We start from the raw sequence: 23350 nt of genomic DNA, 5'->3' as shown, positions 1-23350 counted from the left end.
GGGAGCGTGCGCGCATGACTCGACCACCTCCTCGGCGCGCGCTGGCGCGCCCTCCGTGGCGCGCCCGTCCGCGCGAGGGATGAGGCTTGCGAGACGCGAAGCGTCTCGCTGATCTGCGAACCGCGTTCGCAGACATCGCAACGGAGTGAGAAGCGCAATCGGTTGGGGAGGACGAGGTGCGGTCGCGGTGCGGGGCGGTCGCGGCGCTGTGCGGCAGACTCCTGTGTGTCGGCGAGAGTCCGCTGTGCGGTCGCAGTGCGGTTACGGTGCTGTGCGGTCGTGGTCGCGGTGCGGGCGACGCCATCGCTCGAACCTGCCGTTACCGCCCCGTTTCTTTCCCCCATGAAAAGAAATATATACCTGCTTCAAAGAACGCTAGAGGCACCTCAAACAAATATGGAGGAGCCTCAGCGTGGTCTTACTCCTCGTCCGCCGGAACCACTTTCTTCCCGGTCGCTTTCGGCACGACGGTCTGGTCCGCGTCGCTCCACTCCCGTTCCAGTTCCCGGCCCTCGAACAGGCGGTCCAAGAACACCGCGAGTCCGGCGACCTCCGAGTGGGGTTGGTTGGTCACGCCGACGTTGTAGTCGGCCTCCTCGTACACGTCGAACGAGACCTTCTGCGAGCCGACGACCGCCAGAATCGGGTCGCCTTCGCTGGCGTCCTCCTCGGTGTCGTCGTCCGCGCCGCGGTGCGCCGCCCGAATCTCGTCTTCCACGTCTTGGACGCGCTCGCCGTACATCGTCAGGTGAACGACCTGCCCCGGCCAGTCGCGGATGACCGCCTTCGGACTGTCGGTCAACTCCACGTCGAATGGGCCGCCGAAGCGGTCGGTGATGTCCTCGACGGTCCCTTGCGACTTGCTCGCGTCGCCCGCCAGAATCGCGCGGTCGGCCCCCAGCGCCCGCGCGGTCAGGCCGACGTGGGTCGTCATGCGCTCGTCGCGGCCCGGCCGGTGACCGAGGCGGAGGACCGCCACTTCGGGTTCGCCTTGCATGTCAGGGCGTGGGCGGTCGGCGGGTTAGGGGGTTTCGGAATTACGCTCGGACGGCAGTCGAGTCCGCGACCGAGCGGCGAAAACCCCGCTCACACCGAGAAGTCGGTCCGGGCCTCGGCGTCGTCGCCCATCGCGTTCAGTGTGGCGACGACGGTGTAGTCGCCGGGGTCGGGGTCGTCCCACTCGTCGGTGAACGTCCGGGTCTCGCCCGCGCCGAACGTCTCGTTTTGAATCATCTGGGCGAACATCTGGCCGTCGCTGGCCCGCCAGACCTCGTCGTCGCCGTCGAGGAGGGCGAAGTCCGCGAGCAGGGAACTCCGGAACTGGACCTCCTCGGGCGCGTCGCTCGCGTTCTCGACGGTGTACTCGAAGACCACGCGGTCGGACTCGACGGTCGTGTCCACGGAACTCTGGAGCGTCATACTTTCTACTGCGTCGCGGAGTGGTGAAAACTTTTCGTGCTAGTAGCAGGCCGCCGCTTCGGCGTCCACGAGGCCACAGCCCGACTGGTTGCCGGAGAGCCCGATGGGCTGGGCCGTCTGACAGAGGATGTTCCGGGCCTTCGTGTTCGAGTAGTTGTTCGGGTCGCCCATCAGGAGCGCCCCGACGCCGCTGACGAGCGGGGCCGCCATCGAAGTCCCCGACAGCGAGCGGTAGCCGCCGCCGACGTACGTCGAGTAGATGTCGCTCCCCGGTGCGGCGATTTCGATCTCCGGTCCAGTCGAGGAGAACGTCGACAGACTGTCGCTCCTCGTGGTCGCCGACACCGCGACGCACTCGTCGTAAGCGGCGGGGTAGCCCACGCAGTCCGAACAGGGGCCGGAGTTCCCGGCGGCCGCGACGAGCAGGACGCCGTTGTCGTAGGCGTATCGGCAGGCGTCTTCGACCGCGCTGGACGCGCTCCCGCCGAGGCTCAGGTTCGCCACGTCCCAGCCTTGGTCGGCGACGTACTCGATGCCCGAGGCGATGTCGGAGTACGACCCGCCGCCGTTCGCTCCGAGGACCTTCACCGAGTGGAGCGTCGCCTTCGGCGCGACGCCGAGGATGCCCCGACCGTTGTCCACCGCGCCGACGATGCCAGCGCAGTGGGTCCCGTGGCCGTTGTCGTCGCCCCAGTCGTAGGTACACTCCGCGGAGTAGGAGCTACACTGGACGGCGTACCCGCCAGCACCGAGGTTGGCTTCGAGGTCGGGGTGATTGCCGTCGATACCCGTGTCGAGGATGGCCACGTCCGCGCCAGCGCCCTGCGCGCAACCGTGCGCGCGCTCGGCGTCGATTCGGTCGTGGCCCCACGACAGGCTCTGAGCGAGCGCCTCCATCCGACCGTTCTCCTCGACGTAGCGCACGTCGGGTCGGTCGGCTAGCTCCTCGGCGGCGCGCTCGGGCACCTCGACGGTCACGATGTCGAGCGAGTCGAACTTCCGGACCACACGGTCGGCGGCACCGAGCGCGGCAGACCGACCGCTCTGACCCGCGAACCCGACGTTCACTTCGACGCGCTGGGGAGCGTCGCCCGCGGCGGGACCGCTCGCCCCGAGACCCGCCAGCGAACCGCCGGTCACTCGAAGCACGCTTCGTCTGGAAACGCCGTTATCGAATGGCATGGATATATCTTCGACACTATATTTATTAAAAATGTAATCTAGTTATTTTAATTAATAAATTGAATAGAGCGCCGTCAGTCGTCGCTCGAATTCAGTCCGACCGCGGCCGCGGCGTCCACGAGACCGGAGCCCTGTTCGTCGCTCGGCAGACCGAGGTCCTCGGCGGTATTCTGGAGTCGGGTGCGAGCGCCGGAGTTGGTGTAGCCTTGCGCCATCACGAGCGCGGCGACCCCCGACGCGTGGGCCGTGGCGTACGACGTGCCCGAGAGAGTTGCACATCCGCCCGAGCCGACGGTCGTGATGTCGGAACCGGGCGCGGCGAGTTCGATTTCGGGGCCGCGACTGGAGAAGGAGGCGAGTTCGTCGTTCCGGTTGGTCGCGCTGACCGCGACGACTTCCGGATACGCCGCGGGGTAACCCACGCAACTCGTGCAGGGACCCGACCCGCCCGCCGCGCCGACCAGCAGGACGCCGTTGTTCGTCGCGTACTCCACGGCGTCTTTCAGGACCGAGGAGCCCGAACTCCCGCCGAGGCTGAGGTTGCCCACGTCCCAGCCCTGCCGGGCGACGTACTCGACGCCCGCCGCGATGTCGGAGTACGACCCCGCGCCGTAGTCGTTCAGCACTTTGACCGCGTGGAGCGTCGCGTCGGGTGCGATGCCGGTCGTACAGCTACAGGACTCGTCGGCACCGATGACGCCCGCGACTTGGGTTCCGTGGCCGTTGTCGTCGTCCCACGGCGCACAGCAGTCGCTCGAACAGTCCACGAACGCCTTGCCACTGCCCACGTTCGGCAGGCAGGGGTCGTCGCAGGGCAGGCCCGTGTCGATGACGGCCACGTCGGCACCCGCACCGGTGTAGCCGTTGATGTTTGCCACGTCGGCGTCGATGCGGTCGTAGCCCCACGTGGTCGAGAGCGCCCGCGCGGTGCCGTCGCGCTCGACGTAGCGCACGCTATCGCGTTCGGCGAGCGCGGTGGCCGCCCGCTTGGGTAGCCGGAGCGTCGCGGCGTCGAAGGTGAACTCCCGAACCACCTCGTCGGCCGCGTCGAGCGCCGCCGACCGACCGCGGCCGGAGTCGAACCCGACGTTGACCCGGACCTCCTCGTCGGGGGACGCCCCCGCGAGGCCGCCAGCGCCGACGGCGAGGAGCGACCCGCCGGTCGTCTTGAGAACGGTGCGTCGCGTGATGGTCTCTTCGTCGAACATCGTCAGCAAGTACAGGCCTAAAGCACAAAAATTTGTATCTAGAATCTATGAAATAAAATCCTTGGGACGAACCCCACGACTGTTCGGTCGCTCACTCGAAAGAAGCGGGGCGGGCGGACTCGCCAAAGCGGAACCCGCGGCGGACGGGGAACGGTGGTGGTCCGGAACCGGTGGTCCGAGACCGGCGAGAATCCGAGTCCGCGACGGGGGACCGCTCGACTTCGGGAGGAAAACCCGATGACGAAACGCAAGTCGGTCGCGGGTGACGAGCCACCGGAAGCGGGTGGGTGGGTGACGAGACGCGATAGGGTGGCTCGCGTTCGCTGCGACGCGGCGAAGCAGTCCCTACGTCGAACCCGACGGTTTACTGAACCGCGGCTTCCACGTCGAGGAGACCCGCACCGGACTCGTTGGAGCCCAGACCGATGTTCTCGGCGGTGTTCAGGAGTCGGCTCTTCGTCTGGGCGTTCGAGAGGCCCTGCGAGCGCAGGATGCCCGCGGCACCGGCGACGTGCGGGCAGGCCATCGAGGTTCCCGAGAGGGTCTGGTAGCCGCCGCCGACGTACGTCGAGTAGATGTCGGAACCGGGCGCGGCGATGTCCACCTCGGGACCGGTCGAGGAGAAACTCGACAGGCCGTCGTAGTCGTTGGTCGAGGAGACCGCGATGGTCTCGGGGTAGGCGGCGGGGTAGCCGACACAGTCGGTACACGGACCGGAGTTCCCGGCGGCCGCGACGAGCGTGACGCCGCGGTCGTCGGCGTACTGCACGGCACTGCGGACCGTACTGGACGCGCTGCCACCGAGCGAGAGCGAACCGACCTCCCAGCCTTGGTCGGCGACGTACTCGATACCCGCCGCGATGTCCGAGTAGGAGCCACCGCCGCTGGAACCGAGGACCTTCACGGCGTGGAGCGTGATTCCGTCGCCGACGCCGACGACGCCCTCGTAGTTGTCAACTGCACCCGCGGTACCGGCACAGTGGGTCCCGTGGCCGTTGTCGTCGCCCCAACTGTAGGTACACTCCGCGGAGTAGGAGCTACACGCGACCGCTTGCGCGCCAGCGCCGAGGTTGGCTTCGAGGTCGGGGTGGTTGCCGTCGATACCAGTGTCGATGATGGCCACGTCGGCACCGCTACCGCTGGCGGCCACGTTGTCGGCGTCCACGCGGTCGATGCCCCACGGCAGGGTCTGGGCCAGCGCCTGCATCCGGCCGTTCTCCTCGACGAAGCGGATGTTCGGGCTCTGGTCGAGCGCCGTCGCGGCCTTCTTCGGGGCCTGAATGGTCACGATGTCGAGGGAGTCGAACTTCCGGACGACATCGTTGGCCTGCGAGAGGGCCATCTGCTTGCCCTTCTCGGACTTGAAGCCGACGTTGATTTCGACCTTGTCGTCGGGCTTGGCCGCCGCGAGGCCGGTCGCGCCCATCGCCGCGAGCGAACCGCCCGCCGTTTTCAGTACGCTACGTCGCGAAACGCCATTGTCGTTACCAAGCATTGCAATTTGTTAGTGGTGCTATCTCGTAATAAAGTTTTATTCTAGTTCTAGATACTGTAAATATAATGGCGATGGCGCGCCAGCGAGCCGGAAGGAGACGAGTTCAGACTGGGCTTCGGCACTTCTCGGACCTCCTCGCCGTCTCCTGTCGGTCCGTGGGAAACTCGGGACTCGGACGGAAGAATCGACGGCCCGAGTCGAAAGAAGGAATCGAACGGTTCCTCGAAGCGAGCCCGCGAGGAGCCGTCCCTCAGGTGTCGTCGCTGGAGTCGTAGCCGAGCGCGGCCGCGGCGTCGAGCAGACCGGCACCCGACTCGTTGCTGGCGAGACCGATGTTCTCCGCGGAGTTGGCCAGCGTCGAACGGATGTCGCTGCCGGTCGTGCCGTTCGCGGCGAGTTGACCCGCGACGCCCGCGACGTGCGGTGTCGCCATCGACGTGCCGGAGTAGGTGTCGTACCCGCCGTTGGCGACCGTCGAGTAGATGTCGCTACCGGGCGCGGCGATATCGACTTCCGGCCCCGTGCTGGAGAAGTCCGAGAGCGTGTCGTCGCTCGCGGTCGAACCCACAGCCATGACTTCGGGGTAGGCGGCGGGGTAGCCCACGCAGTCGGAACACGGTCCGTCGTTACCCGCGGCCGCGACGACGAAGACGCCGTTGTTCGTCGCGTACTGCACCGCGTCGCGGAGCGCCGACGAACCGGAACTGGCCCCGAGGCTCATCGAAGCCACGTCCCAGCCTTGGTCGGCGACGTACTCGACACCGGCCGCGATGTCCGAGAACGAACCGCTGCCACACTTACCCAGCACCTTCACCGCGTGGAGCGTCGCGTCGGGCGCGGCACCGACGATGCCCTGACTGTTGTCGTCGCCTGCCGCGATTCCGGCGCAGTGGGTACCGTGGTTGTTGTCGTCGGTCCACGAGTAGTTGCACGTGTTGTCCGCGGGCTTGGCACCGAAGCGACAGCCGCCTTGGGTGTTACAGCTGACGAACGCCTTCCCCGTACCGAGCCGGTCGGTCAGGTCGGGGTGGTCGTCGTCGATGCCCGTGTCGAGGATGGCCACGTCCGCGCCAGCGCCCAGTTCGCCGTTGCTGTAGACCACGTCGGAGTCGATACGCTGTTGGCCCCACGGCAGGGTCTCGGCGAGCGCCTCCATCGTGCCGTTCTCCTCGACGTAGCGGACGTTCGGGTTCTTCTCCAGCGCCGTCGCCGCCCGCTTGGGCAGTCGGAGCGTCAGCACGTCGATGGAGTCGAACTTCCGGACCGTCTCGTCTGCCTTTCCGAGGGCCACCTGTCGGCCCTTCTCGGACGCGAAGCCGACGTTGACCTCGACGGTGTCGTCGGGTTTCGCCGCCGCGAGTCCGCTTCCTGCCGCCGTTGCGACGGACGCACCGGCCATCTTGAGGACGTTCCGCCTCGAAATACCATTGTCTTTACCTCGCATGGCATGTGTAAAATACACACAGCAGGTAATAAAGTTTCTAGAACTCAAATAAGAAATAAATTCTAAAATATATGATTACGGCGGTTATGGCGTTTTCGTCCGGCAGAATACCGGATCGCCCGTCGAAACACCGAAACCGACGACCGACCCGCCGATTCCGGCCGGGAGTTCTCGTCTCGCCGGAGGCGAGGAGGGCGGCCTCGAACGCGGGACGCGTTCCACTCTCGGTGACGCTACCGGACGAGTACGAAAAAACAAGGAGCCGTGACGGTCGCCGAGTCGCTACGTGCTGTCGCTGGAGTCGAGACCGAGCGCGGCGGCCACGTCGAGGAGGCCCGACCCCGACTCGTTGCTTCCCAGATTGATGTTCTCGGCGGTGGACTTCAGCTGACTGCGAGCGTTGCCGTTGCTCGCGCCGTTGGCCATGAGCTGTCCGCCAGCGCCCGAGACGTGCGGGCAGGCCATCGACGTGCCCGAGAACGTGTCGTAGCCGCCGGGCACCGTCGAGTAGATGTCGGAACCGGGCGCGGCGATTTCCACTTGCGGACCCTGCGAGGAGAAACTCGACAGTTCGTCGTTGCTGTTGGTCGAACTGACCGCCATCACTTCGTCGTAGGCGGCGGGGTAGCCGACACAGTCGGTACAGGAGCCGTCGTTGCCCGCGGCCGCGACCAGCAAGACGCCCTGTCCCTGCGCGTACTCCACCGCGTCCTTGAGCGCCGACGAACCGGAACTCCCGCCGAGGCTCAGGGAAGCGACATCCCAGCCTTGGTTGGCGACGTACTCGATACCCGCCGCGATGTCCGAGAACGACCCGCTCCCCGAACAGTCCAGCACCTTGACCGCGTGGAGCGTCGCCTCGGTCGAGACGCCCTTGACGCCCTCGCTGTTGTTCACGGCGTCGGCGATACCGGCACAGTGGGTGCCGTGGTCGTTGTCGTCGGACCACGGGTCGTTACAGGCGTTGCTGTTGCCCGAATACCCGCAGTTACCAAAGTAGCCGCCGTTGCCACAGGAGACGAACGCCTTCCCGGTTCCGAGGTTGCCCTGCAGGTCGGGGTGGTCGTCGTCGATGCCCGTGTCGATGATAGCGATGTCGGCACCACTGCCCGTCTCGCCGTTCGCGTGTGCGACCTCCGCGTCCACGCGGTCGACGCCCCACGGCAGGGTCTGGGCCAGCGCCTCCATCGTGCCGTTCTCCTCGACGTACCGGATGTTCGGGTTCTTCTCCAGCGCCGTCGCCGCCCGCTTGGGCAGTCGGAGCGTCAGCACGTCGATGGAGTCGAACTTCCGGACCGTCTCGTCGGATTGGCTGAGCGCCGCCTTCCGGCCGCGCTCGGACGCGAAGCCGACGTTGACTTCGACTTTTTCGGTCGGGTCGGCCGCCGCGAGACCGCTCGCTACGCCAGCAGTCGCGACGGACGCACCGACACCTTTCAATACGTTACGCCGAGACATACCATTGTCATTTGCTACCATTAAATGTGTAAATAACTGCCATAGTTAATGAATTTTTCTTAGGATTCTAGAGTAATTTCACCACCCAATAGTTCCCTATCTTAATAAGTAGGTCGAGCAACGAAGTAGAGGCGACCGATCCGCACGTCTTTAGGAACTGAACTCGTAGCTGGCGACGTGCAAATCGTCGGTTACGACACGGAGCGCGCGGCGAGTGCAGGCGAGAGCGACGAGGCCGACTCCTCCACCGCGAGCGGCGAGACCGGAGCGGACGAACGGCCCACGCGCGCCGCGTTGCTCCTCGCCGACGCCGACGGCGTTCACCGCGAGCGACTCGACCCCGGCCGCGAACTCGGCTACGCGCTCGGCGACCGTCGGTGTGCGGGCGCGCTCGACGGTTCGACCCACTACGACTGTGCGAACGCGGCCGCGCCCTACTGCGACCAGCACACCAGCACGTGGGTCTGCGCGCGGTGTACCGGAAGCTGTCTCAAAGACGAGATGGACTGCTACGACGACCACGCCATCTATCTGGCGGCGTTCGCGCCCGCGACGTTCAAGGTCGGCGTGACCAAGGCGTGGCGACTCCCCACGCGTCTGCGCGAGCAGGGTGCCGACCGCGCGGCACTCCTCCGGACCGTCGAAAACGGCCGCATCGCCCGCGAAATCGAGTCCCAGTTGGCCGACGAGTTCACCGACCGCGTGCGCGTCCCCGACAAGATTTCGGGGCTTCACAGGGCGGTGGACGAGGCGGCGTGGCGCGACGCCCTCGCGGAGTTCGACCCGGCCGAGACGTTCGAGTTCGACTACGGACTGGACCTCTCGGCCCGACCGGTCGCCGAGACGATGGCCACCGGCGAAATCGTCGGCGTGCAGGGCCGCGTGCTGGTCCTCGCTCGGGGCGGGACGACCTACGCGGTGGACCTGCGGAATCTGGTCGGCTACGAGGTCGGCGACGACGAGAGCGAGCGACAGCTCCAGTCGAGTCTCGGCGCGTTCTGAGGAGTCGCAGGGGACTCCTCGAGACTCGCGGAACCGAAAGGGGCTTTTCCCGGACGCCGGTAGCTTCCCTCATGATTTCCATCGCACTCGCGGGCAAGCCCAACGCGGGCAAGTCCACCTTCTACAAGGCCGCGACGATGGCCGACGTGGACGTGGCGAACTACCCGTTCACGACCATCGACGCGAACCGCGGCGTCAGCCACGTCCGGACCGACTGTCCCTGCCTCGAACGCGACGAGCGATGCGGCGACGAGGACTGTCACGACGGCAAACGATACGTCCCCATCGAACTGCTGGACGTGGCCGGACTCGTGCCGGGCGCACACGAGGGCCGCGGACTCGGCAATCAGTTTCTGGACGAGTTGACGAATGCCGACGCCATCGTCAACGTCGTGGACGCCTCCGGCGGCACCAACGAGGAGGGCGAACCGGTCGAAATCGGCACCTACGACCCGGTGGAGGAGGTCGATTTCATCGAAGAGCAGTTAGACCAGTGGCTCGCCAGCATCGTCGAGCGCAACTGGGAGAGCGTCGAGCGCAAGTCCCGGTCGCCCGACTTCGATGTGGACGAAGCCCTCGCGGACATGTTGACGGGATTCGGCGCGAGCGAGGCCGACGTGGCCGCCAGCCTGCGGGAGTTGGACTACCCCGAGGACCCGATTCAGTGGACCGACGAGCATCGGGAGGCCCTCGCCCGCGACGTGCGTGCGCGGACGAAGCCCATCATTCTCGTTGCGAACAAAGCCGACGTGGCTCCGGCCGAGAACATCGAGCGCCTCAAAGAGACCGGCAAGCCCGTGATTCCCGCGACCGCCGAGGGCGAACTGGCGCTCCGACAGGCCGAGCAGGCCGGAGCCGTCGCCTACGACCCCGGCGACGAGGACTTCGAGATTCTGGGCGACCTGAGCGACGACCAGCAGGCCGGACTCGACCAGATTCGGGAGGTCATGGCCGAGTGGGGCGGGACGGGCGTGCAAGACGCCCTCGACCACGCGGTCTACGACCTGCTGGACCAGATCACCGCCTTCCCGGTCCAGAACGAGACCAAGTGGACCGACGCGAAGGGCAACGTCCTGCCCGACGCCTTCCTCTTGCCGCGCGGTTCGACGCCAAAGGACTTGGCCTACGCGGTCCACAGCGACATCGGCGACGGCTACCTCCACGCCGTCAACGGGAAGACGAACCGCGAAATCAGCGACCAGTACGAGTTAGAGGAGGGCGACGTGGTGAAGATAGTGAGTACCGCGAAGTGAGACCGCCCGCGACGTAACCCGGCCGCGAGCGAGAGCAACGCTTTTCCTCGCGGCGTTCGCGCTCGTCGGCATGAAGCCCTCGCCGGATGGAGTGTCGGAGTTCTCCCTCGCGCTCCGCGTGTGGGCGGTCACGCTGGCGCTCGTCGTCGCGGCCGGGGTCGCCATCTTCCAACTCGTCCGGACCGGCGCACCCCCGCTCTACGTCGCGGCGGGCGCGTTCTTTCTCTGCTACGTCTCCCTGCAGGCGTGGCGCTCTGGCGGGCGGTTCGAAATCGAGGAGAACCTGCGAGCGTCGGGCCACCCTCGGCTGAGCGACGCGCCGGAAATCCAGCGCGCGCTGTTGGCGGTCTGCGAGCGGGCGGGGCGGCCGGTTCCGAAGGTGGTCGTCGTCCGGATGGACGCGCCGGGCGCGAAGGTCGGTTACGACGACGGCGACCCCCTGCTGGCGGTGGACCCGCGCCTGCCGACCGTCGTCGGCCCGACCGGGATGGCGGCCGTCTTCGCCCACGAACTCGGCCACCTCGGGCGGGACCTCTCGACCGACGCGATTCGGCTCTACCTGCCTCACGTCGTCGGCTTCGGCGCGTTCTGGACCCTCGCGTTGGCGGGGCGCGGGCCGACCGTCGCCACCGCCGGGAGCGCGCTGTTTCTGGCGTTGGCGTACTCCTCGGACCGGCGGGCCGCGGCGGTCCGGTACGCGCTCGGTCTCGGCGCGGAACCGCTGGCGCTGGCCGCGAGCCGCTACGCCAACCGTCTGGAGGAGCATCGCGCGGACGCCTACGCCGCCGAACTCGTCTCCTCGGCCGACCTGACCGAAGCCCTCTACCGCATCGCGGCGGTGGCGACCGGCGACAACGACGAGGACGTGACCGGGCCGATTCCGTGGACCGCCGACCGGTCGCGGTGGTTCGCCGCGTTCGCGACCCACCCGTCGATAGAGCGCCGGGCCGAGATGCTGGACTGTGAACTCCCCGCGTGGGTCCGGCCGTACCGTCCGCATCTCGGCGAGGAGTGAGGTCGGGGGTGCCGCCCGCACCTCGTCGAGGAGAGGTCGGCCCGCGGGAGCGACGAGAGCAGTTGGTTTCCAGACCCGACGTTCGGAAATCTTACGCGGCGTTTTTCCTCGTCGCTGTCCCAGTCCATCCATGGTATCGGTCGATACGGACCTCGCTAACGAGTTGTCCCACCACGACGAGTACTTTACCGCGCGGGAACTCGTGGAGTACCTCGAACGCCACCACCCGGTCGAGGGACCGGGCGTGCCACGGGACCTCGTGGAGGCGTACGCCGACGAACTGGAGTACGACCGCGAGCGGTTCGACACCTCGCTGGACGACCGCCTCACCGACGCCCGGTCGTGGCAACCCGGCGACCGACTCTATCGAATCGGCGGGAACGTCAGCGTCTACCCGCCCTCGTGGCACGAGCGACTCGCCGAGACGAGGGACCTCGCGGACTACGTGGACGTGATGCTCGAAAGCGTGAAAGCGCCCGATGGCGTCGAAGTAGACCGGAGCGACCTCGGGGTCTCGCAGGCCGACCTGCTGACCGCCGTCGAGATAATCGGCGAGATGGACCGCGGCGAGGCCAAGGGCCTCCTGAAGAACCAGCGACTGGAGGGGTCTCTCGTCCTCTACGCCTTCCAGAACCCCGAGGAGTTGGTCCGCCTGCCGAACGAGGAGCGCGAGTGACTGTTACTCCGTCTCCCCGCAGAACTCGACCAGCAGGTCGTTGACGCGCTCCGGACGGTCGTTCTGGACCCAGTGGCTCGCGCCGGGCAGGCGCTCTACGCGCACGTCCGAGACGTAGTCGTTCAGTCCCTCGGTCAGTTCGGTGCCGAGCGCCACGTCCTCCTCGCCCCAGATGAGCAGGGTCGGCACCCGGAGGCGGCGCTGGGGTTCGGCCCGGCCGACAAGTCGGCGCGCTTGCTCGCCCAACTGCTGGCGGAACAGCGCCCGGTAGTAGTGTATCGCCGCCCCGAGCGCGCCGGGTCTGGCGGCGGCCTCCCGATAGCGCCGGAGGTCGTCGTCGCCGAACGTGCCGGGGTTCGCGCTCTCTTCGAGGAGTCGCCCCACGCCGAAGGCGTTTCGCGCGCCGAGGAGTTTCTCCGGGAGCGCGGGCACCTGAAACCAGAGCATGTACCACGAGCGCCGCCACTGCTCGGGGTTGGACCGGAGTTCCTCGCGGAACCGCTCTGGATGGGGCGCGTTGAGGACCGCGAGGCGGGCGACGCGCTCGGGGCGGCGAATCGCGGTCTCCCACGCTATCGCGCCGCCCCAGTCGTGGCCGACCACGGTGGCCTCGTCGCGGCCGAAGTGGTCGATGAGGTTCACTACGTCACCGACCAACTCCTCCATCCGGTAGCTGTCGAGTCCCGGCGGTTTCTCCGACAGGTTGTACCCCCGCATGTCTGGCGCGACGACCCGGTAGCCCGCGTCGGCGAGCGCGGGAATCTGCTCGCGCCACGAGTACCAGAACTCGGGGAAGCCGTGGAGCAGGACGACGAGCGGGTCCTCGTCGTCGCCCGCGGCGACGTAGTGCAGGCGCACGTCGCCGACGACGGCCTGCTCGTGGCTCCACGGTCGGTCGGCGTCGCTCCGCGTTCGCTCGCGCTCCTCGATTGCCATACCGAATCCCCGTTCGGCGAACGATTAAACCTTGAGGCGCCGCGAGGTGTCACCGAAAGCGGTTTTTTCTCGCCGTTCGTCATTGGAGACAATCGTGCGACGATTCACAGTCTATCACGGGTCGCTGGCGGTCATGGGCGTCGCGTTCGTCGCGGACGGACTCGCGTCCGTGAGCGCCGAGGGCGTGGGCCTTTCGGTCGTACCGCTCCTCGCTGGCGGCCTGATGGCAGTCGCCTCGATGTACACCCTTCTCACGGGCGAACCGGACGACTTCTCGATACCGGCGTGGGCCGCCATCGCCATCGTCTCGGGAGCGATCTTCGCGGTCCTCGGCGTCGCGCTCGACCTGTTGGGCTGACTCCCGGAGCGCCGCGCCGAAAAAGAGTCGGTCCGAATCGAACCGCGTTCAGGCTTCGGTCGTCGTCCGGTTCTCCTCGTCACCGAACGTCGCGTCGATAACGTCGTAGTCCACGATGACGAGCGCGTTGTCGATGACCGCCGAACCGTCCATCGTGTAGGGCGCGTCCGCCTCGGGGAACTCGTACTGCTGGTTGTCGTTCGTGTCGCGGTGGGGCATCGCGACGAGCGTCTGGGTGGTGTCGATGCTCTCGTTCAACTCGACGACCACGTTACTGTGGGCACCGGGTTCGAGGTACGTCGAGTTGCCGACCACTGCACCGACCTCAACCTCACCTTCGGTGGCGTACTCGCCGGTCACGTTCTGAGCTTCGTGGACGACGAGGAAGCCGCCCTCGGGGACGACGACGCGCTCGATAGTCACCGTCGTCTTGTTCGGCTCCATGTCGGTGAACGTGACTCCCGCGCTCTGGTTGAGGAACGTGACCTGTACCCCCGCCCCGAGTTGTCCCGCCGCGGTCGTCGTCTCGCCCATCGTCTCGTCGGCGGTCGTCGTCTCGCCCGTCTCGTTGCCTGTCGTCGTCTCAGTCTCCTGTGCGAGCGGTCTCTCGTCGGTCGCGGCCGGACTGGCCCCGACCGCGAGTGCGGCCGAGGAGCCGACGACCATCAGCGCGGCGATAGCGAGGACTGTTGTCTTGCGTGTCATGAATCTCCGCTCGGACGGACGCTCCTCGGCGGGAAGAGCGTGTCAATCGTTCAAGCGGCGAACGCGGGGATACTCGGCCCTAGGTCCGGACTGAAAGCGCGTAATCGCCGAATTGTCGCGGAACGGTCGGGACCGTGGCTCGTCCGACGAGAACTCATAGGGATTATCGTAGCAAGTCATAGAGTCTCGCTACAGAGTTCAGCGTAATCGAGAGACAGCACCTGCATTCTGGCCGATAAATCTCCGCAGTTCTACGATAATCCCTATCACCACGACGGCGGTTGCAGACCCGCCGCCTCCAGCAGGTCCTTCCAGCGTTGCTGGATAGTCAGTCGGGCGACTCCGACGGCCTCGGCGACCTCGCCTTGCGAACGCTGGTCGCCCTCGATGAGCGACCCGGCGTAGAGGCTGGCCGCGACGACCGCGCGCCGGGAGTCGGCGTCCCGGTCGCTCGGCGCGTCCCACTCCGAGACCGTCGAGAGAAAGAGGTCGGTCGCCCGCGAGCGCGCCGCCGTGTCGAGGCCGAGTCGGTCGGCGCACTCCTCGATTTCGGCCAGCCACCGCTCGTTTTCCACGTGGTCGCGTGCCCGATACACGACCACGGCTTGCGACCGGACTCACATAAGCGTCTCGCCGCGAGCGGGGCGGTCCCGAGAGAACGACAGGTTCTTGTCGCCCTCGCCGGAACGTCCAACTGCGCGCGGGTTGCCAAGCCAGGCCAACGGCGTAGCGCTTAGGACGCTATCCCGTAGGGGTCCGCCGGTTCAAATCCGGTCCCGCGCATGAGCGAACGAAGTGAGCGAAGAGCAGGACCGATTTGAACCCTGCAAGTCGCACGCCCGGAACGGCGCGACGCGCCGCACGCCCGGACCGTCTTGCTTCGGTTCAAATCCGGTCCCGCACATTTTCCCGCGAACACGACCACGGGCAGTTCGTCTGCTCGTCAACTCGTGAGCGGAAACATGGCTTCGATAAAGGTTTGAATCCTGCAAGTCGCACGCCCGGAACGGCGCGAAGCGCCGCACGCCCGGACCGTCTTACTTCGGTTCAAATCCGGTCCCGCACATTTTCCCATGAACACGACGACGAGGAGTTCGCCCGCTCGCCACCGACTGTGCGTGATTGTCTATCATTCACTAATTCCGCAGTTAAATCTCAGAAATAATAGCTGGACCGACACCCGAGGAGCGAGAGTATCAACGCTGAAACTCTCCGACATACTTTTCCCATATCCGTACATATCAAACCAGATATGTCGGCCGACGGGGGAGAACACGAGGAGGACTACTGGCGAGCAGTCGCTCGTGCGAGCGCCCTCCTCGTCGGGAGTCTGGTCGCGGTCGTCGGGTTCGTCGCCGTGACCGCCAGTCTCGTCGCGGGGTTCGGGGTCGCGAAGTCGGCCGCGCTCCGACTCGGGGTTCTCCTCGGGGGCCTCTCGCTGCTCGCTGGCTTTCTCGTGCTGTTCGGCCGGTGTCCCGACGCGGCCCGGTCGAGACCGCTCGCGGGCGTTGGTACCGCCGTCGCGGGCGTGGGCGTCGTGCTGTTCTGGACCGCGGAGTGGACCGGCCACGTCGGCCAGTTACCGCCGGTCGCGATGGGAACCTACGCGCTCGGCGTGCTGGCGCTGTTCGGTGCCGGATTCCGGACTTCGCCGAGCGACGACGACTCGGACCGTCGCGAGTCCGACGCGTTCGGGGGGAGCGTCGAGTCGGTCGTGACCGCGGCGGACCCCGAGCGGGCGTCCGGCGACGGCGACGAGAGACGGTCGGACGACGAGACCGAGACGCGGTGACTCCTCCGACCGTTGGCATCAGTCGGGCGTCGGTCGCGCCGATTCGGGGTCGTCGTCGGGACCGCGACCGACGGCGACGTTTCACTCGACGTACGTATCCCCCCACAAACCTTTTCTCCGGTCACTGAGTCGTTTCGGGTAATGGCTGACCTGAACGAACTCTTGGGGGACGTGACGGAGGACGCCGACGCCGTCTTTCTGTTTTCGCCCAGCGGGTCCTACTACGACCGGTACGCGGAGTTGAACGAGGAGGTGGAACTCGTCGTCGTCGGTCCGGAGAACTCGGTCGGGGCCGACTCGTTCGTGGAGTTGCCCTTGGAGTTCGACGACGTGCGCGAGCGCATCCGGTTCGGTATCGAAGGCGGAATGGAGCAGGGCGTCGTCGAGGACGGCGACGTGGTAGTCTGTGCGGTCAGCATGTTCGACGAGGGCACCGACACGGTGACCCGCGCACGGGCCAGCGACTCCATCCACTCGGGCGTCTACGACCTGTTCGCCAACTCGCGGGGCGACCCCGGCGTCATCCGCGACGTGTTCGAGGTCGCCATCGAACTCGGCAAGAAGGGCCAGAAGGGCAAACCCGTCGGCGCGCTGTTCGTCGTCGGCGACGCCGGGAAGGTGATGAACAAGTCCCGGCCGCTCAGTTACAACCCCTTCGAGAAGTCCCACGTCCACGTCGGCGACCCCATCGTGAACGTGATGCTCAAGGAGTTCTCCCGCCTCGACGGCGCGTTCGTCATCTCCGACGCGGGCAAAATCGTCTCCGCCTATCGCTATCTCGAACCCTCCGCCGAAGGCGTGGACATCCCCAAGGGCCTCGGCGCGCGACACATGGCCGCCGGTGCCGTCACCCGCGAGACCAACGCGACGGCCATCGTCCTCTCGGAGAGCGACGGCCTCGTACGGGCGTTCAAGGGCGGTGAACTGGTCCTCGAACTCGACCCGGAGGAGTACTGATGGTGGTGTTGCAGGTCCAGTTGGAGACGCTTCTCAGAGACGAGTTCCAGTACGTGCTGGCCCTGCTCATCCTCGCCGTCGGTCTCGTAGTCGGCTACGTCGTCGGGCGACTGAACCAGCGTCTCCTGACCGCCGCAGGGGTGCCCGAGGCGGTGGCGCGCACTCCCTTTGAGCGAACCGCCCAGAGTCTCGGGACCGACACCGTGGCGCTGGTCTCGCGGCTGAGTTCGTGGTTCATCTACGGCGTCGCGGTCCTCATCGCGCTCAACTTCGCCGAACTCCTGAACGCCCAACTGTTCTGGGCCGGGGCGCTGAGCTTCATCCCCGACCTGTTCATCGCCATCCTCGTCTTTATCGTCGGGTTCGTCGTGGCCGACAAGGCCGAACTCGTCGTCGGCGAGCGCCTGCGGTCGGTCAAACTCCCCGAGGTCGGTCTCCTCCCGCGACTGGTCAAGTACACCATCGTCTATCTGGCCGCGCTGGTCGCGCTGGGGCAACTGCGCGTCGCCATCGGGGCGTTGCTCATCCTGCTGGCGGCCTACGTCTTCGCGGTCATCCTCTTCGGCGCGGTGGCGTTCTGGGACCTCCTGCGCTCGTCGGCGGCAGGGGTCTACCTCCTGTTGAACCAGCCCTACGGCATCGGCGACGAAGTTCGGGTCGGCGACGACCGCGGCATCGTCCAAGAGGTGGACGTGTTCGTCACGCGCATCGAGAACGACGGCGAGGAGTACATCATCCCGAACAGCCGGGTCTTCGAGCAGGGCATCGTCCGCATCAGGGAGTGAGTCGATGCCCGGTTCCCCCGACCCCGTGTTGGGAAGCGACGCGCTGAACATCGGCGTCTCGACGCTCGTTGCGGGTCTCTTCGTCGCGCTCCCGTACCTCTTCAGAGACCGTCTCACCGAACGGCGAGCGTTCGCACTGGGCGGCGGCCTCGCCTACGCGATTACCTGTTTCGCGGCGTGGGCCGGTGCCAGAGTCGCCACCGACGCCTTCGTCGCGGGGATGGCCGCAGACGCGGGTACCTTCCTCGCTTGGACGGTGGCCGCGCTCGTCGTCCTCGGCGCGCAGGCCGCGATTCCGTACTACTGCGTCGCTCGCTGGCGACTCGTCGCGCCGCTCGCGGCGCTGTTCGCCGTGACGGTGCTGATTCTCCCGCCGTTTCTGAGCGTCCGAGGCGAGTCCGACCCCCTCGGCTTGTACGTCCTCCTCTTTGGTCCGCTGTTGGTCGGTCTGACCGGTCTCGTCGCGCTCGGGGAGTACGCCGTCAGAAGAGTCGCGCTCGGTCGCGTCTGAACCTCAGTCCGGCGACTCGTCGCTCCCCATCGGTTCGGCCGGGACTCCGGCCACGGTCGCGCCGGGCGGCACGTCTTGGGTGACCAGCGAGTTGGCGGCCACGCTGGCCCCCTCGCCGATTTCGACGCCCGGCAGGATGACCGCTCCCGCGCCGATCATCGCGCGCTCGCCGATGCGGACCTCGCCGGTTCGGTACTCGTCCTGCAGGAACTCGTGGCAGAGAATCGTCGCGTCGTAGCCCACGATGGCGTGGTCCTCGACCGTGACGAGTTCGGGCCAGAACACGTCGGGCGTCGATTCCAACCCCCACGAGACGCCCTCGCCGACGGTGACGCCGATGGAGCGCAGGAGGAGACTCTTCAGTTTCAGGCTCGGCGAGATGCGCGCGAGGACGATGACGACGTAGTTCAGCGCGACCCGGAGCGGACTCTTGGCCCTCGTCCACGACCGGAGGGAGTTGCCCGGTCCCGGCGTGGCGTGGCGGGCGATTCGGTCGTGGCGTCGGGTAGGGTCGGCGTCTCGCTCGTCCGGCTGGTCGGTGTCGTCGGGCACGGACCGAGGTTGGTTCGGTTCGGCCTTGAAAGTAGCTAGTCGGACCGCGTGGACTCGGACCGGGCGGTCTCGCGGTACTGCTCCATCACCTCGAAGTACGGGTCTAGCTCGTCGGCGATTTCGGTCAGTTCGACCTCGCCCGCCATCGGGTCGTAGCTCGCCACTCCGGCGTCTTCGAACCGCGGGAGGTGAGCGTGGTGGAGCATCGCCGCGACGCGCTCGCGCTGGTCGGGCGTCACCTCGTCGGGGGTCGCGTCTTCGAGTCGGGCCGCGGTCGCCGTCGCCAGTCGGTCGAGGCTCACGGCCTCCTCGAACTCCCGGAGGGCCGAAAGCGCGCGCCGTCGCTCGGCGTCGCCCAGCAGGTCGAAGGCTTGGTCGGTCGTCAATCGAGAGTCGCCTTCGTCGGACAGGGACATGGACGACGAGACGGACAGAAGCAGTTTTGTTATGGGTTGCCTGTGGCCTCGCAGGCGGCGTCTAAATGCGAGCAGAGAGTGTTTATTCGCCGCGCAGACTCGCCACGTGGTCGATACGCTGTTGCACGAGGTCGGGTTTCCCGATGTCGTGGCGCACGTCCAACCCCTCGTCGCCAGCGACCGCGAGGGCGTCCTCGGCTATCTCCTCGGCGTCGGTGATGGTGTCGGCGACGCCGACCACCGCGAACGCCCGCGAGGTGGTCGTGTAGATGCCGTCCTCGCGCTCGTCCACGCTGGCGTAGAACAGGAGTGCGTCCCCGGCGTTGTCTGCAGAGATTTCGACCTTCGCGCCAGCCTCGGGGTCGGTCGGGTAGCCCTCGGGCACGGCGTACTTGCAGACGGTCGCTTTCGGCGCGAACGAGAGTTCGGGCAGGGCCTCGCCCTCGCGGGCCGCGACCAGCACGTCCAAGAAGTCGGTGTTGAGGACGGGCAGGGTGTTCATCGCCTCGGGGTCGCCGAAGCGAGCGTTGAACTCCACGACCTTCACGCCCTCGGCGGTGAGCATGAACTGGCCGTAGAGGACGCCCTTGTAGTCGTCCAAGGCACCGACGGTGGCTTTCAGCACCTCGACGGCCTCGCGGTAGTCCTCGTCGGTCATGAACGGGAGCGCGAGGCCCGCGTCGCTGTAGCTTCCCATCCCGCCGGTGTTCGGTCCCTCGTCGCCCTCGTAGGCGCGCTTGTGGTCCTGCACCGCGGGGGTCACGCGCAGGTCGCCGTTGGCGACGAACCCTTGGACCGTGAACTCCTCGCCGACGAGTCGCTCTTCGAGGACCACGCGGTCGTACTCGGAGTCGCGCAGGTACTCTTTGGCTTCCTCCTTCGTCACTTGGTCGCCGGTGACACGGACGCCCTTCCCGCCGGTCAGGCCCGCGGGCTTGACCGCGAGGTCGCCGTCGTACTCGTCGATGTACTCGCAGGCCGCTTCCATGTCGTCGAACGTCTCGAAGTCCGGACAGCCCGGCACGTCGTGTTCGCGCATGAACCGGCGCTGGTAGGCCTTGTCGGTCTCGATACGGGCCTCGGCCTCGTTCGGGCCGAAGGCGTACACTCCGGCACCCTCCAGCGCGTCGGCGACCCCCGCCGCGAGCGGGCCTTCGGGACCGACGACCGCGAGCGTCGCGCCGACCTCCTCGGCGTAGGCGACGACCGCCTTCGGGTTGGTCGTCTCCAGCGTCTCGAACTCCTCGGCGAGCGCGGCGATGCCGGGGTTGCGGTTGCCCGCGCAGGCGTAGAGGTCTGCGTCACTGTCGCCGAGCGCGCGGGCGATGGCGTGTTCGCGCCCGCCGCCGCCGACCAGCAGGACTGTCTCGCTCATACCCGGACGGTGTAGGCAAGGGAGTGTAAAGGTTGCTCTTATCGCCGTCTGAAGTATGCAAGGATGTGCTAATTCCGAGGAGCGTACCCGCTCTCGTCGGCCAGTAGCTTCCGGAGCGAGACGGCCAACTCCTCGAAGCTGTCGATGTCCATGCTGTCGGTCGTCAGGAGGACGCCGTGGTCGCCCACGATGACGCGGCTCACGAACCCGTCGGAAAACACCCGGATGGTGAACTCGTACTCGCCGATGTCGGGTTCGGCGTCGGGGACCCCTGCGAGGTCCCGGTAGGTCTCTTGGGCGTCGAAACCGACGCGCTCGCTGTCCACGAACCGACTCTTGACTTCACGGACGCGCTCGGGGTCCCCGCCGTAGAGGTCCGAGCGCGTGTAGAGTACGTCGAACGCGTCCGGAGTGAAGTAGACCACCGTCCGGAGCGTGTCGCCGAGCGCGGTCCGGGAACTGCTTACGAGGCTGTCGCTGAGAGATTCTGAGACGTTCGTTTCGGTCATAAACGGTTCTAATAGGGCCTCCGAGAGTATCAATCTATCTGGCCGGGGTCGGCCCCGCGACCGACCCCGCCGTTCAGGGCGCGTTCGCCGGACGCCGAATCGGCCGCCGTCGTCGTGAAGAACTATCTACCGTCGCGTGATGGGTCCATCCATGACCAAGTTCACCGGCGCGTGGACCGAGGAGGAAGTAGAGTCCTACCTCCAATCGACCACGGTTCCCATCCGAATCGCCTGCCATCGCCCCGACGAGTCGCTGTGGATGGTGGCGCTCTGGTACCGCTACCGTGAGGGCTACTTCGAGTGTTCGACGTGGGCCGAGGCCGACGTGGTGTCCTATCTCCGCAACGACGCCGAGGTCGCCTTCGAGGTGTCGGAGAACCAACCGCCGTACCGCGGCGTCCGGGGGAACGGTTCGACCGGTCTCTCGGAGGACGAGGACAAGGGCCTCCTCCGGGACCTGCTCGAACGCTACCTCGGGGGCACCGACTCGGAACTGGCCGAGTGGCTCCTCTCGCCCGACCGCGAGGAGGTCCGCATCCGGGTGCGTCCGCGCCGAATCTACAGTTGGGACTACAGCGACCGAATGTAAATTCGAAGTCGAGTAAATATTTCTCGTCTCGCCGACGCTCGCCGACGGACGCCGACGCTCGGCGGCGTCGAGTCTTTCTTTCGGGAACTCGGTCGAACGCAAGACCGATGCCTTTCTTACCCATCCATCACGAAGACAGACGCATGACAGGCGTACGAGTCGCAGGGGTCGGACTCACCCACTTCGGGTCACACCCCGAGCGAACCGGCCGGGATCTCTTCGCCGAGGCGAGCGAGCGCGCGTTCGCCGACGCGGGCGTGGACCGGACCGACGTGGCGCAGTTGAACTACGGCAACTTCATGGGCGAACTGAGCGAGCATCAGGGCCACCAAGGCCCGCTGATGGCCGAGGCCGCTGGCCTGACCGCTCCGGCGACCCGCTACGAGAGCGCGTGTGCCTCCTCGGGCGTCGCGGTCCGCGAGGCCGTCAAAGACGTGCGAAACGGCGAGGCCGACGTGGTGCTGGTCGGCGGGGCCGAGCGGATGAACAACCTCGGCACCACGGGCACGACCGAAGCCCTCGCCATCGCGGCCGACGACCTCTACGAGGTCCGGGCGGGGATGACCTTCCCGGCGGCCTACGCGCTGATGGCCCGCGCGTACTTCGAGCAGTACGGCGGCAGTAAGGAGGACCTCGCGGAAATCGCGGTGAAGAACCACGACAACGCCCTCGAAAACGAGTTCGCCCAGTTCCAGAAGTCCATCTCGGTCGAGCAGGCCCTCGACGCGCCGACCATCGCCGACCCGCTCGGCCTCTACGACGCCTGCCCCATCACCGACGGGGCGAGCGCCGCGGTCCTCGTCAGCGACGAGTACGCCGACGAACACGACCTCGACGCGCCCGTCGCCATCACCGGCACGGGACAGGGCGGCGACAAGATGGCGTTGCAGGACCGGCGCTATCTCGCCCGGACCCCTGCCGCCGAGTACGCCGCCGCAGAGGCCTACGACGACGCCGGAGTCGGCCCGCAGGACGTGTCGGTCGCCGAGGTCCACGACTGTTTCACCATCGCGGAAGTCCTCGCCATCGAGGCGCTGGACTTCTACGCGCCGGGCGAGGGCATCGGCGCGGCGGCCCGCGGCGAGACGACCCGCGACGGCGACCGGCCGGTGAACCTCTCGGGCGGCCTCAAGGCCAAGGGCCACCCGGTCGGCGCGACCGGCGGGAGCCAAATCGTCGAGATGACCCGACTGCTCCGAGGAGACCACCCCAACAGCGACGCCGTGCCCGGCGACATCGGCGTGACCCACAACGCGGGTGGCACGGTGGCGAGTACCACGGTTCACGTCTTGGAGGTGGACGAATGAGCGACCAGACTGGCGAGGACGAGCGCGTCCGCGACGAGGGGTACGACGACCTGCTGGACGCCATCGAGTCGGGCGAGGGCTACTATCTCGAATGCCCGGAGGGTCACGGCTCGCTCCCGCCCCGACGGGTCTGTCCCCACTGCGGCGCGACGGACCTCGAAGAAGTCGCGCTCCCCGAAACCGGCGACATCGAGACGTACACCGAGGTCCACGTCCCCGCGCCCTCGTTTGCCGACGACGCGCCCTACGTGACGGCGGTCGCGGACTTCGGCGGCGTTCGGCTGACGGGGCAACTTCGCGGTAGCGAGGCCGAAGAAATCGAGGTCGGCACCGCGGTCGCGGTCGGCGTCGGCGAGAGCGCGACGACCGACGAGCGCGTGCTGGTGTTCCGACCCGCCTGACGCCG

26 protein-coding genes and 1 tRNA gene are annotated in these 23350 nt (G+C 67.0%); 13 read left to right on the top strand and 14 right to left on the bottom strand.

Annotation, left to right across the window (positions count from 1 at the left end):
- Positions 1–418 precede the first annotated feature (418 nt).
- The 7 genes from EPL00_RS12760 to EPL00_RS12730 all read right to left on the bottom strand — a co-directional run bounded on the left by EPL00_RS12760 (position 419) and on the right by EPL00_RS12730 (position 8206).
- A complete protein-coding gene (locus tag EPL00_RS12760) occupies positions 419–997 on the bottom strand; it encodes a tRNA (cytidine(56)-2'-O)-methyltransferase (RefSeq protein WP_135854543.1) in 579 nt (192 codons plus the stop codon).
- 89 nt (positions 998–1086) lie between these two features.
- Positions 1087–1419 carry a BsuPI-related putative proteinase inhibitor gene (locus EPL00_RS12755; RefSeq protein WP_135854542.1) on the bottom strand — a complete coding sequence of 111 codons (333 nt, stop codon included), beginning with the start codon at positions 1417–1419 and terminating at the stop codon, positions 1087–1089.
- Positions 1420–1458: 39 nt separating this feature from the next.
- Positions 1459–2601: a S8 family peptidase gene (locus tag EPL00_RS12750; protein ID WP_135854541.1), complete on the bottom strand. Its 1143-nt coding sequence runs from the start codon at positions 2599–2601 to the stop codon at positions 1459–1461.
- 74 nt (positions 2602–2675) lie between these two features.
- On the bottom strand, positions 2676–3809 hold the full coding sequence (locus EPL00_RS12745) for a S8 family serine peptidase (protein ID WP_135854540.1): 1134 nt from the start codon (positions 3807–3809) through the stop codon (positions 2676–2678).
- Between the two features lie 364 nt (positions 3810–4173).
- Positions 4174–5304, bottom strand: coding sequence for a S8 family serine peptidase (locus EPL00_RS12740; RefSeq protein ID WP_135854539.1), 1131 nt, complete (start codon positions 5302–5304; stop codon positions 4174–4176).
- 250 nt (positions 5305–5554) lie between these two features.
- The gene (locus tag EPL00_RS12735) at positions 5555–6748 is read right to left on the bottom strand and encodes a S8 family peptidase (protein WP_202932633.1); all 1194 of its coding nucleotides are present in this window, start codon (positions 6746–6748) and stop codon (positions 5555–5557) included.
- A 282-nt stretch (positions 6749–7030) separates the two neighbouring features.
- Positions 7031–8206 (bottom strand): S8 family peptidase, encoded by a 1176-nt coding sequence (locus EPL00_RS12730; RefSeq protein WP_238398195.1) that lies wholly within the window; start codon positions 8204–8206, stop codon positions 7031–7033.
- Between the two features lie 294 nt (positions 8207–8500).
- On the opposite strand from EPL00_RS12730, the gene EPL00_RS12725 reads away from it, so the two are divergent.
- The 4 genes from EPL00_RS12725 to EPL00_RS12710 all read left to right on the top strand — a co-directional run bounded on the left by EPL00_RS12725 (position 8501) and on the right by EPL00_RS12710 (position 12152).
- The gene (locus EPL00_RS12725; RefSeq protein ID WP_368407950.1) at positions 8501–9208 is read left to right on the top strand and encodes a DUF2797 domain-containing protein; all 708 of its coding nucleotides are present in this window, start codon (positions 8501–8503) and stop codon (positions 9206–9208) included.
- A 71-nt stretch (positions 9209–9279) separates the two neighbouring features.
- Entirely contained in the window at positions 9280–10461 is a 1182-nt protein-coding gene (locus tag EPL00_RS12720; RefSeq protein WP_135854536.1) for a redox-regulated ATPase YchF, read from the top strand.
- 70 nt (positions 10462–10531) lie between these two features.
- The gene (locus EPL00_RS12715) at positions 10532–11476 is read left to right on the top strand and encodes a M48 family metallopeptidase (RefSeq protein WP_135854535.1); all 945 of its coding nucleotides are present in this window, start codon (positions 10532–10534) and stop codon (positions 11474–11476) included.
- Positions 11477–11606: 130 nt separating this feature from the next.
- Complete coding sequence (locus EPL00_RS12710) at positions 11607–12152, top strand: hypothetical protein (protein ID WP_135854534.1); 546 nt, start codon at positions 11607–11609, stop codon at positions 12150–12152.
- 3 nt (positions 12153–12155) lie between these two features.
- Here EPL00_RS12710 and EPL00_RS12705 read toward each other — a convergent pair whose 3' ends face one another.
- Positions 12156–13088 (bottom strand): alpha/beta fold hydrolase, encoded by a 933-nt coding sequence (locus EPL00_RS12705; protein WP_135854533.1) that lies wholly within the window; start codon positions 13086–13088, stop codon positions 12156–12158.
- A gap of 94 nt (positions 13089–13182) precedes the next feature.
- Between EPL00_RS12705 and EPL00_RS12700 the strand changes: the two genes are divergently transcribed.
- Entirely contained in the window at positions 13183–13446 is a 264-nt protein-coding gene (locus tag EPL00_RS12700) for a hypothetical protein (protein WP_135854532.1), read from the top strand.
- Between the two features lie 48 nt (positions 13447–13494).
- Here EPL00_RS12700 and EPL00_RS12695 read toward each other — a convergent pair whose 3' ends face one another.
- Both EPL00_RS12695 and EPL00_RS12690 read right to left on the bottom strand, forming a co-directional pair.
- The gene (locus EPL00_RS12695; protein WP_202932632.1) at positions 13495–14151 is read right to left on the bottom strand and encodes a DUF7282 domain-containing protein; all 657 of its coding nucleotides are present in this window, start codon (positions 14149–14151) and stop codon (positions 13495–13497) included.
- Positions 14152–14417: 266 nt separating this feature from the next.
- A complete protein-coding gene (locus tag EPL00_RS12690) occupies positions 14418–14747 on the bottom strand; it encodes a transcription initiation factor IIB family protein (protein WP_135854531.1) in 330 nt (109 codons plus the stop codon).
- A gap of 102 nt (positions 14748–14849) precedes the next feature.
- Between EPL00_RS12690 and EPL00_RS12685 the strand changes: the two genes are divergently transcribed.
- From EPL00_RS12685 to EPL00_RS12665, 5 genes are all read left to right on the top strand, one after another.
- Positions 14850–14934, top strand: a tRNA-Leu gene (locus tag EPL00_RS12685).
- Between the two features lie 469 nt (positions 14935–15403).
- Entirely contained in the window at positions 15404–15943 is a 540-nt protein-coding gene (locus EPL00_RS12680; protein ID WP_135854530.1) for a cell division protein CdpA domain-containing protein, read from the top strand.
- Between the two features lie 141 nt (positions 15944–16084).
- A complete protein-coding gene (dacZ, locus tag EPL00_RS12675; RefSeq protein WP_135854529.1) occupies positions 16085–16900 on the top strand; it encodes a diadenylate cyclase DacZ in 816 nt (271 codons plus the stop codon).
- Positions 16900–17685 (top strand): mechanosensitive ion channel domain-containing protein, encoded by a 786-nt coding sequence (locus EPL00_RS12670; RefSeq protein WP_135854528.1) that lies wholly within the window; start codon positions 16900–16902, stop codon positions 17683–17685. Before dacZ ends, EPL00_RS12670 begins: the two co-directional genes overlap by 1 nt.
- Positions 17686–17689: 4 nt before the next feature.
- Entirely contained in the window at positions 17690–18196 is a 507-nt protein-coding gene (locus EPL00_RS12665; protein WP_135854527.1) for a hypothetical protein, read from the top strand.
- A gap of 3 nt (positions 18197–18199) precedes the next feature.
- Here EPL00_RS12665 and EPL00_RS12660 read toward each other — a convergent pair whose 3' ends face one another.
- The 4 genes from EPL00_RS12660 to EPL00_RS12645 form a co-directional block, all read right to left on the bottom strand.
- Complete coding sequence (locus tag EPL00_RS12660) at positions 18200–18748, bottom strand: acyltransferase (RefSeq protein WP_135854526.1); 549 nt, start codon at positions 18746–18748, stop codon at positions 18200–18202.
- Positions 18749–18783: 35 nt separating this feature from the next.
- On the bottom strand, positions 18784–19164 hold the full coding sequence (locus EPL00_RS12655) for a DUF7344 domain-containing protein (protein ID WP_135854525.1): 381 nt from the start codon (positions 19162–19164) through the stop codon (positions 18784–18786).
- A gap of 82 nt (positions 19165–19246) precedes the next feature.
- Positions 19247–20539, bottom strand: a complete 1293-nt coding sequence (gene purD / locus EPL00_RS12650; protein WP_135854524.1) for a phosphoribosylamine--glycine ligase — start codon at positions 20537–20539, stop codon at positions 19247–19249.
- A 68-nt stretch (positions 20540–20607) separates the two neighbouring features.
- The gene (locus EPL00_RS12645; RefSeq protein WP_135854523.1) at positions 20608–21048 is read right to left on the bottom strand and encodes a DUF7522 family protein; all 441 of its coding nucleotides are present in this window, start codon (positions 21046–21048) and stop codon (positions 20608–20610) included.
- Between the two features lie 151 nt (positions 21049–21199).
- Between EPL00_RS12645 and EPL00_RS12640 the strand changes: the two genes are divergently transcribed.
- From EPL00_RS12640 to EPL00_RS12630, 3 genes are all read left to right on the top strand, one after another.
- Positions 21200–21637 carry a pyridoxamine 5'-phosphate oxidase family protein gene (locus EPL00_RS12640; RefSeq protein ID WP_135854522.1) on the top strand — a complete coding sequence of 146 codons (438 nt, stop codon included), beginning with the start codon at positions 21200–21202 and terminating at the stop codon, positions 21635–21637.
- A gap of 143 nt (positions 21638–21780) precedes the next feature.
- Complete coding sequence (locus EPL00_RS12635) at positions 21781–22944, top strand: thiolase C-terminal domain-containing protein (protein WP_135854521.1); 1164 nt, start codon at positions 21781–21783, stop codon at positions 22942–22944.
- Positions 22941–23345, top strand: coding sequence for a Zn-ribbon domain-containing OB-fold protein (locus EPL00_RS12630; protein WP_135854520.1), 405 nt, complete (start codon positions 22941–22943; stop codon positions 23343–23345). Before EPL00_RS12635 ends, EPL00_RS12630 begins: the two co-directional genes overlap by 4 nt.
- Positions 23346–23350: the final 5 nt, after the last annotated feature.

The organism is Halorussus salinus, assembly GCF_004765815.2.
Classification (GTDB): Archaea; Halobacteriota; Halobacteria; order Halobacteriales; family Haladaptataceae; genus Halorussus; species Halorussus salinus.
The sequence above is the reverse complement of the archived record's forward strand: the minus strand, read 5'-3'. Positions and strand labels throughout refer to the sequence as shown.

Excerpts from the sequence above, each read along its gene's own strand:
- EPL00_RS12695 (WP_202932632.1), bottom strand. The coding sequence starts at position 14,151 with ATGACACGCAAGACAACAGTCCTCGCTATCGCCGCGCTGATGGTCGTC.
- EPL00_RS12755 (WP_135854542.1), bottom strand. The coding sequence starts at position 1,419 with ATGACGCTCCAGAGTTCCGTGGACACGACCGTCGAGTCCGACCGCGTG.
- EPL00_RS12715 (WP_135854535.1), top strand. The coding sequence starts at position 10,532 with ATGAAGCCCTCGCCGGATGGAGTGTCGGAGTTCTCCCTCGCGCTCCGC.
- EPL00_RS12630 (WP_135854520.1), top strand. The coding sequence starts at position 22,941 with ATGAGCGACCAGACTGGCGAGGACGAGCGCGTCCGCGACGAGGGGTAC.
- EPL00_RS12710 (WP_135854534.1), top strand. The coding sequence starts at position 11,607 with ATGGTATCGGTCGATACGGACCTCGCTAACGAGTTGTCCCACCACGAC.
- EPL00_RS12665 (WP_135854527.1), top strand. The coding sequence starts at position 17,690 with ATGCCCGGTTCCCCCGACCCCGTGTTGGGAAGCGACGCGCTGAACATC.
- EPL00_RS12635 (WP_135854521.1), top strand. The coding sequence starts at position 21,781 with ATGACAGGCGTACGAGTCGCAGGGGTCGGACTCACCCACTTCGGGTCA.
- purD (WP_135854524.1), bottom strand. The coding sequence starts at position 20,539 with ATGAGCGAGACAGTCCTGCTGGTCGGCGGCGGCGGGCGCGAACACGCC.
- EPL00_RS12740 (WP_135854539.1), bottom strand. The coding sequence starts at position 5,304 with ATGCTTGGTAACGACAATGGCGTTTCGCGACGTAGCGTACTGAAAACG.
- EPL00_RS12680 (WP_135854530.1), top strand. The coding sequence starts at position 15,404 with ATGTCGGCCGACGGGGGAGAACACGAGGAGGACTACTGGCGAGCAGTC.
- EPL00_RS12730 (WP_238398195.1), bottom strand. The coding sequence starts at position 8,206 with ATGTCTCGGCGTAACGTATTGAAAGGTGTCGGTGCGTCCGTCGCGACT.
- EPL00_RS12745 (WP_135854540.1), bottom strand. The coding sequence starts at position 3,809 with ATGTTCGACGAAGAGACCATCACGCGACGCACCGTTCTCAAGACGACC.
- EPL00_RS12735 (WP_202932633.1), bottom strand. The coding sequence starts at position 6,748 with ATGCGAGGTAAAGACAATGGTATTTCGAGGCGGAACGTCCTCAAGATG.
- EPL00_RS12760 (WP_135854543.1), bottom strand. The coding sequence starts at position 997 with ATGCAAGGCGAACCCGAAGTGGCGGTCCTCCGCCTCGGTCACCGGCCG.
- EPL00_RS12705 (WP_135854533.1), bottom strand. The coding sequence starts at position 13,088 with ATGGCAATCGAGGAGCGCGAGCGAACGCGGAGCGACGCCGACCGACCG.
- EPL00_RS12670 (WP_135854528.1), top strand. The coding sequence starts at position 16,900 with ATGGTGGTGTTGCAGGTCCAGTTGGAGACGCTTCTCAGAGACGAGTTC.
- EPL00_RS12720 (WP_135854536.1), top strand. The coding sequence starts at position 9,280 with ATGATTTCCATCGCACTCGCGGGCAAGCCCAACGCGGGCAAGTCCACC.
- EPL00_RS12655 (WP_135854525.1), bottom strand. The coding sequence starts at position 19,164 with ATGTCCCTGTCCGACGAAGGCGACTCTCGATTGACGACCGACCAAGCC.
- EPL00_RS12750 (WP_135854541.1), bottom strand. The coding sequence starts at position 2,601 with ATGCCATTCGATAACGGCGTTTCCAGACGAAGCGTGCTTCGAGTGACC.
- dacZ (WP_135854529.1), top strand. The coding sequence starts at position 16,085 with ATGGCTGACCTGAACGAACTCTTGGGGGACGTGACGGAGGACGCCGAC.
- EPL00_RS12640 (WP_135854522.1), top strand. The coding sequence starts at position 21,200 with ATGACCAAGTTCACCGGCGCGTGGACCGAGGAGGAAGTAGAGTCCTAC.
- EPL00_RS12645 (WP_135854523.1), bottom strand. The coding sequence starts at position 21,048 with ATGACCGAAACGAACGTCTCAGAATCTCTCAGCGACAGCCTCGTAAGC.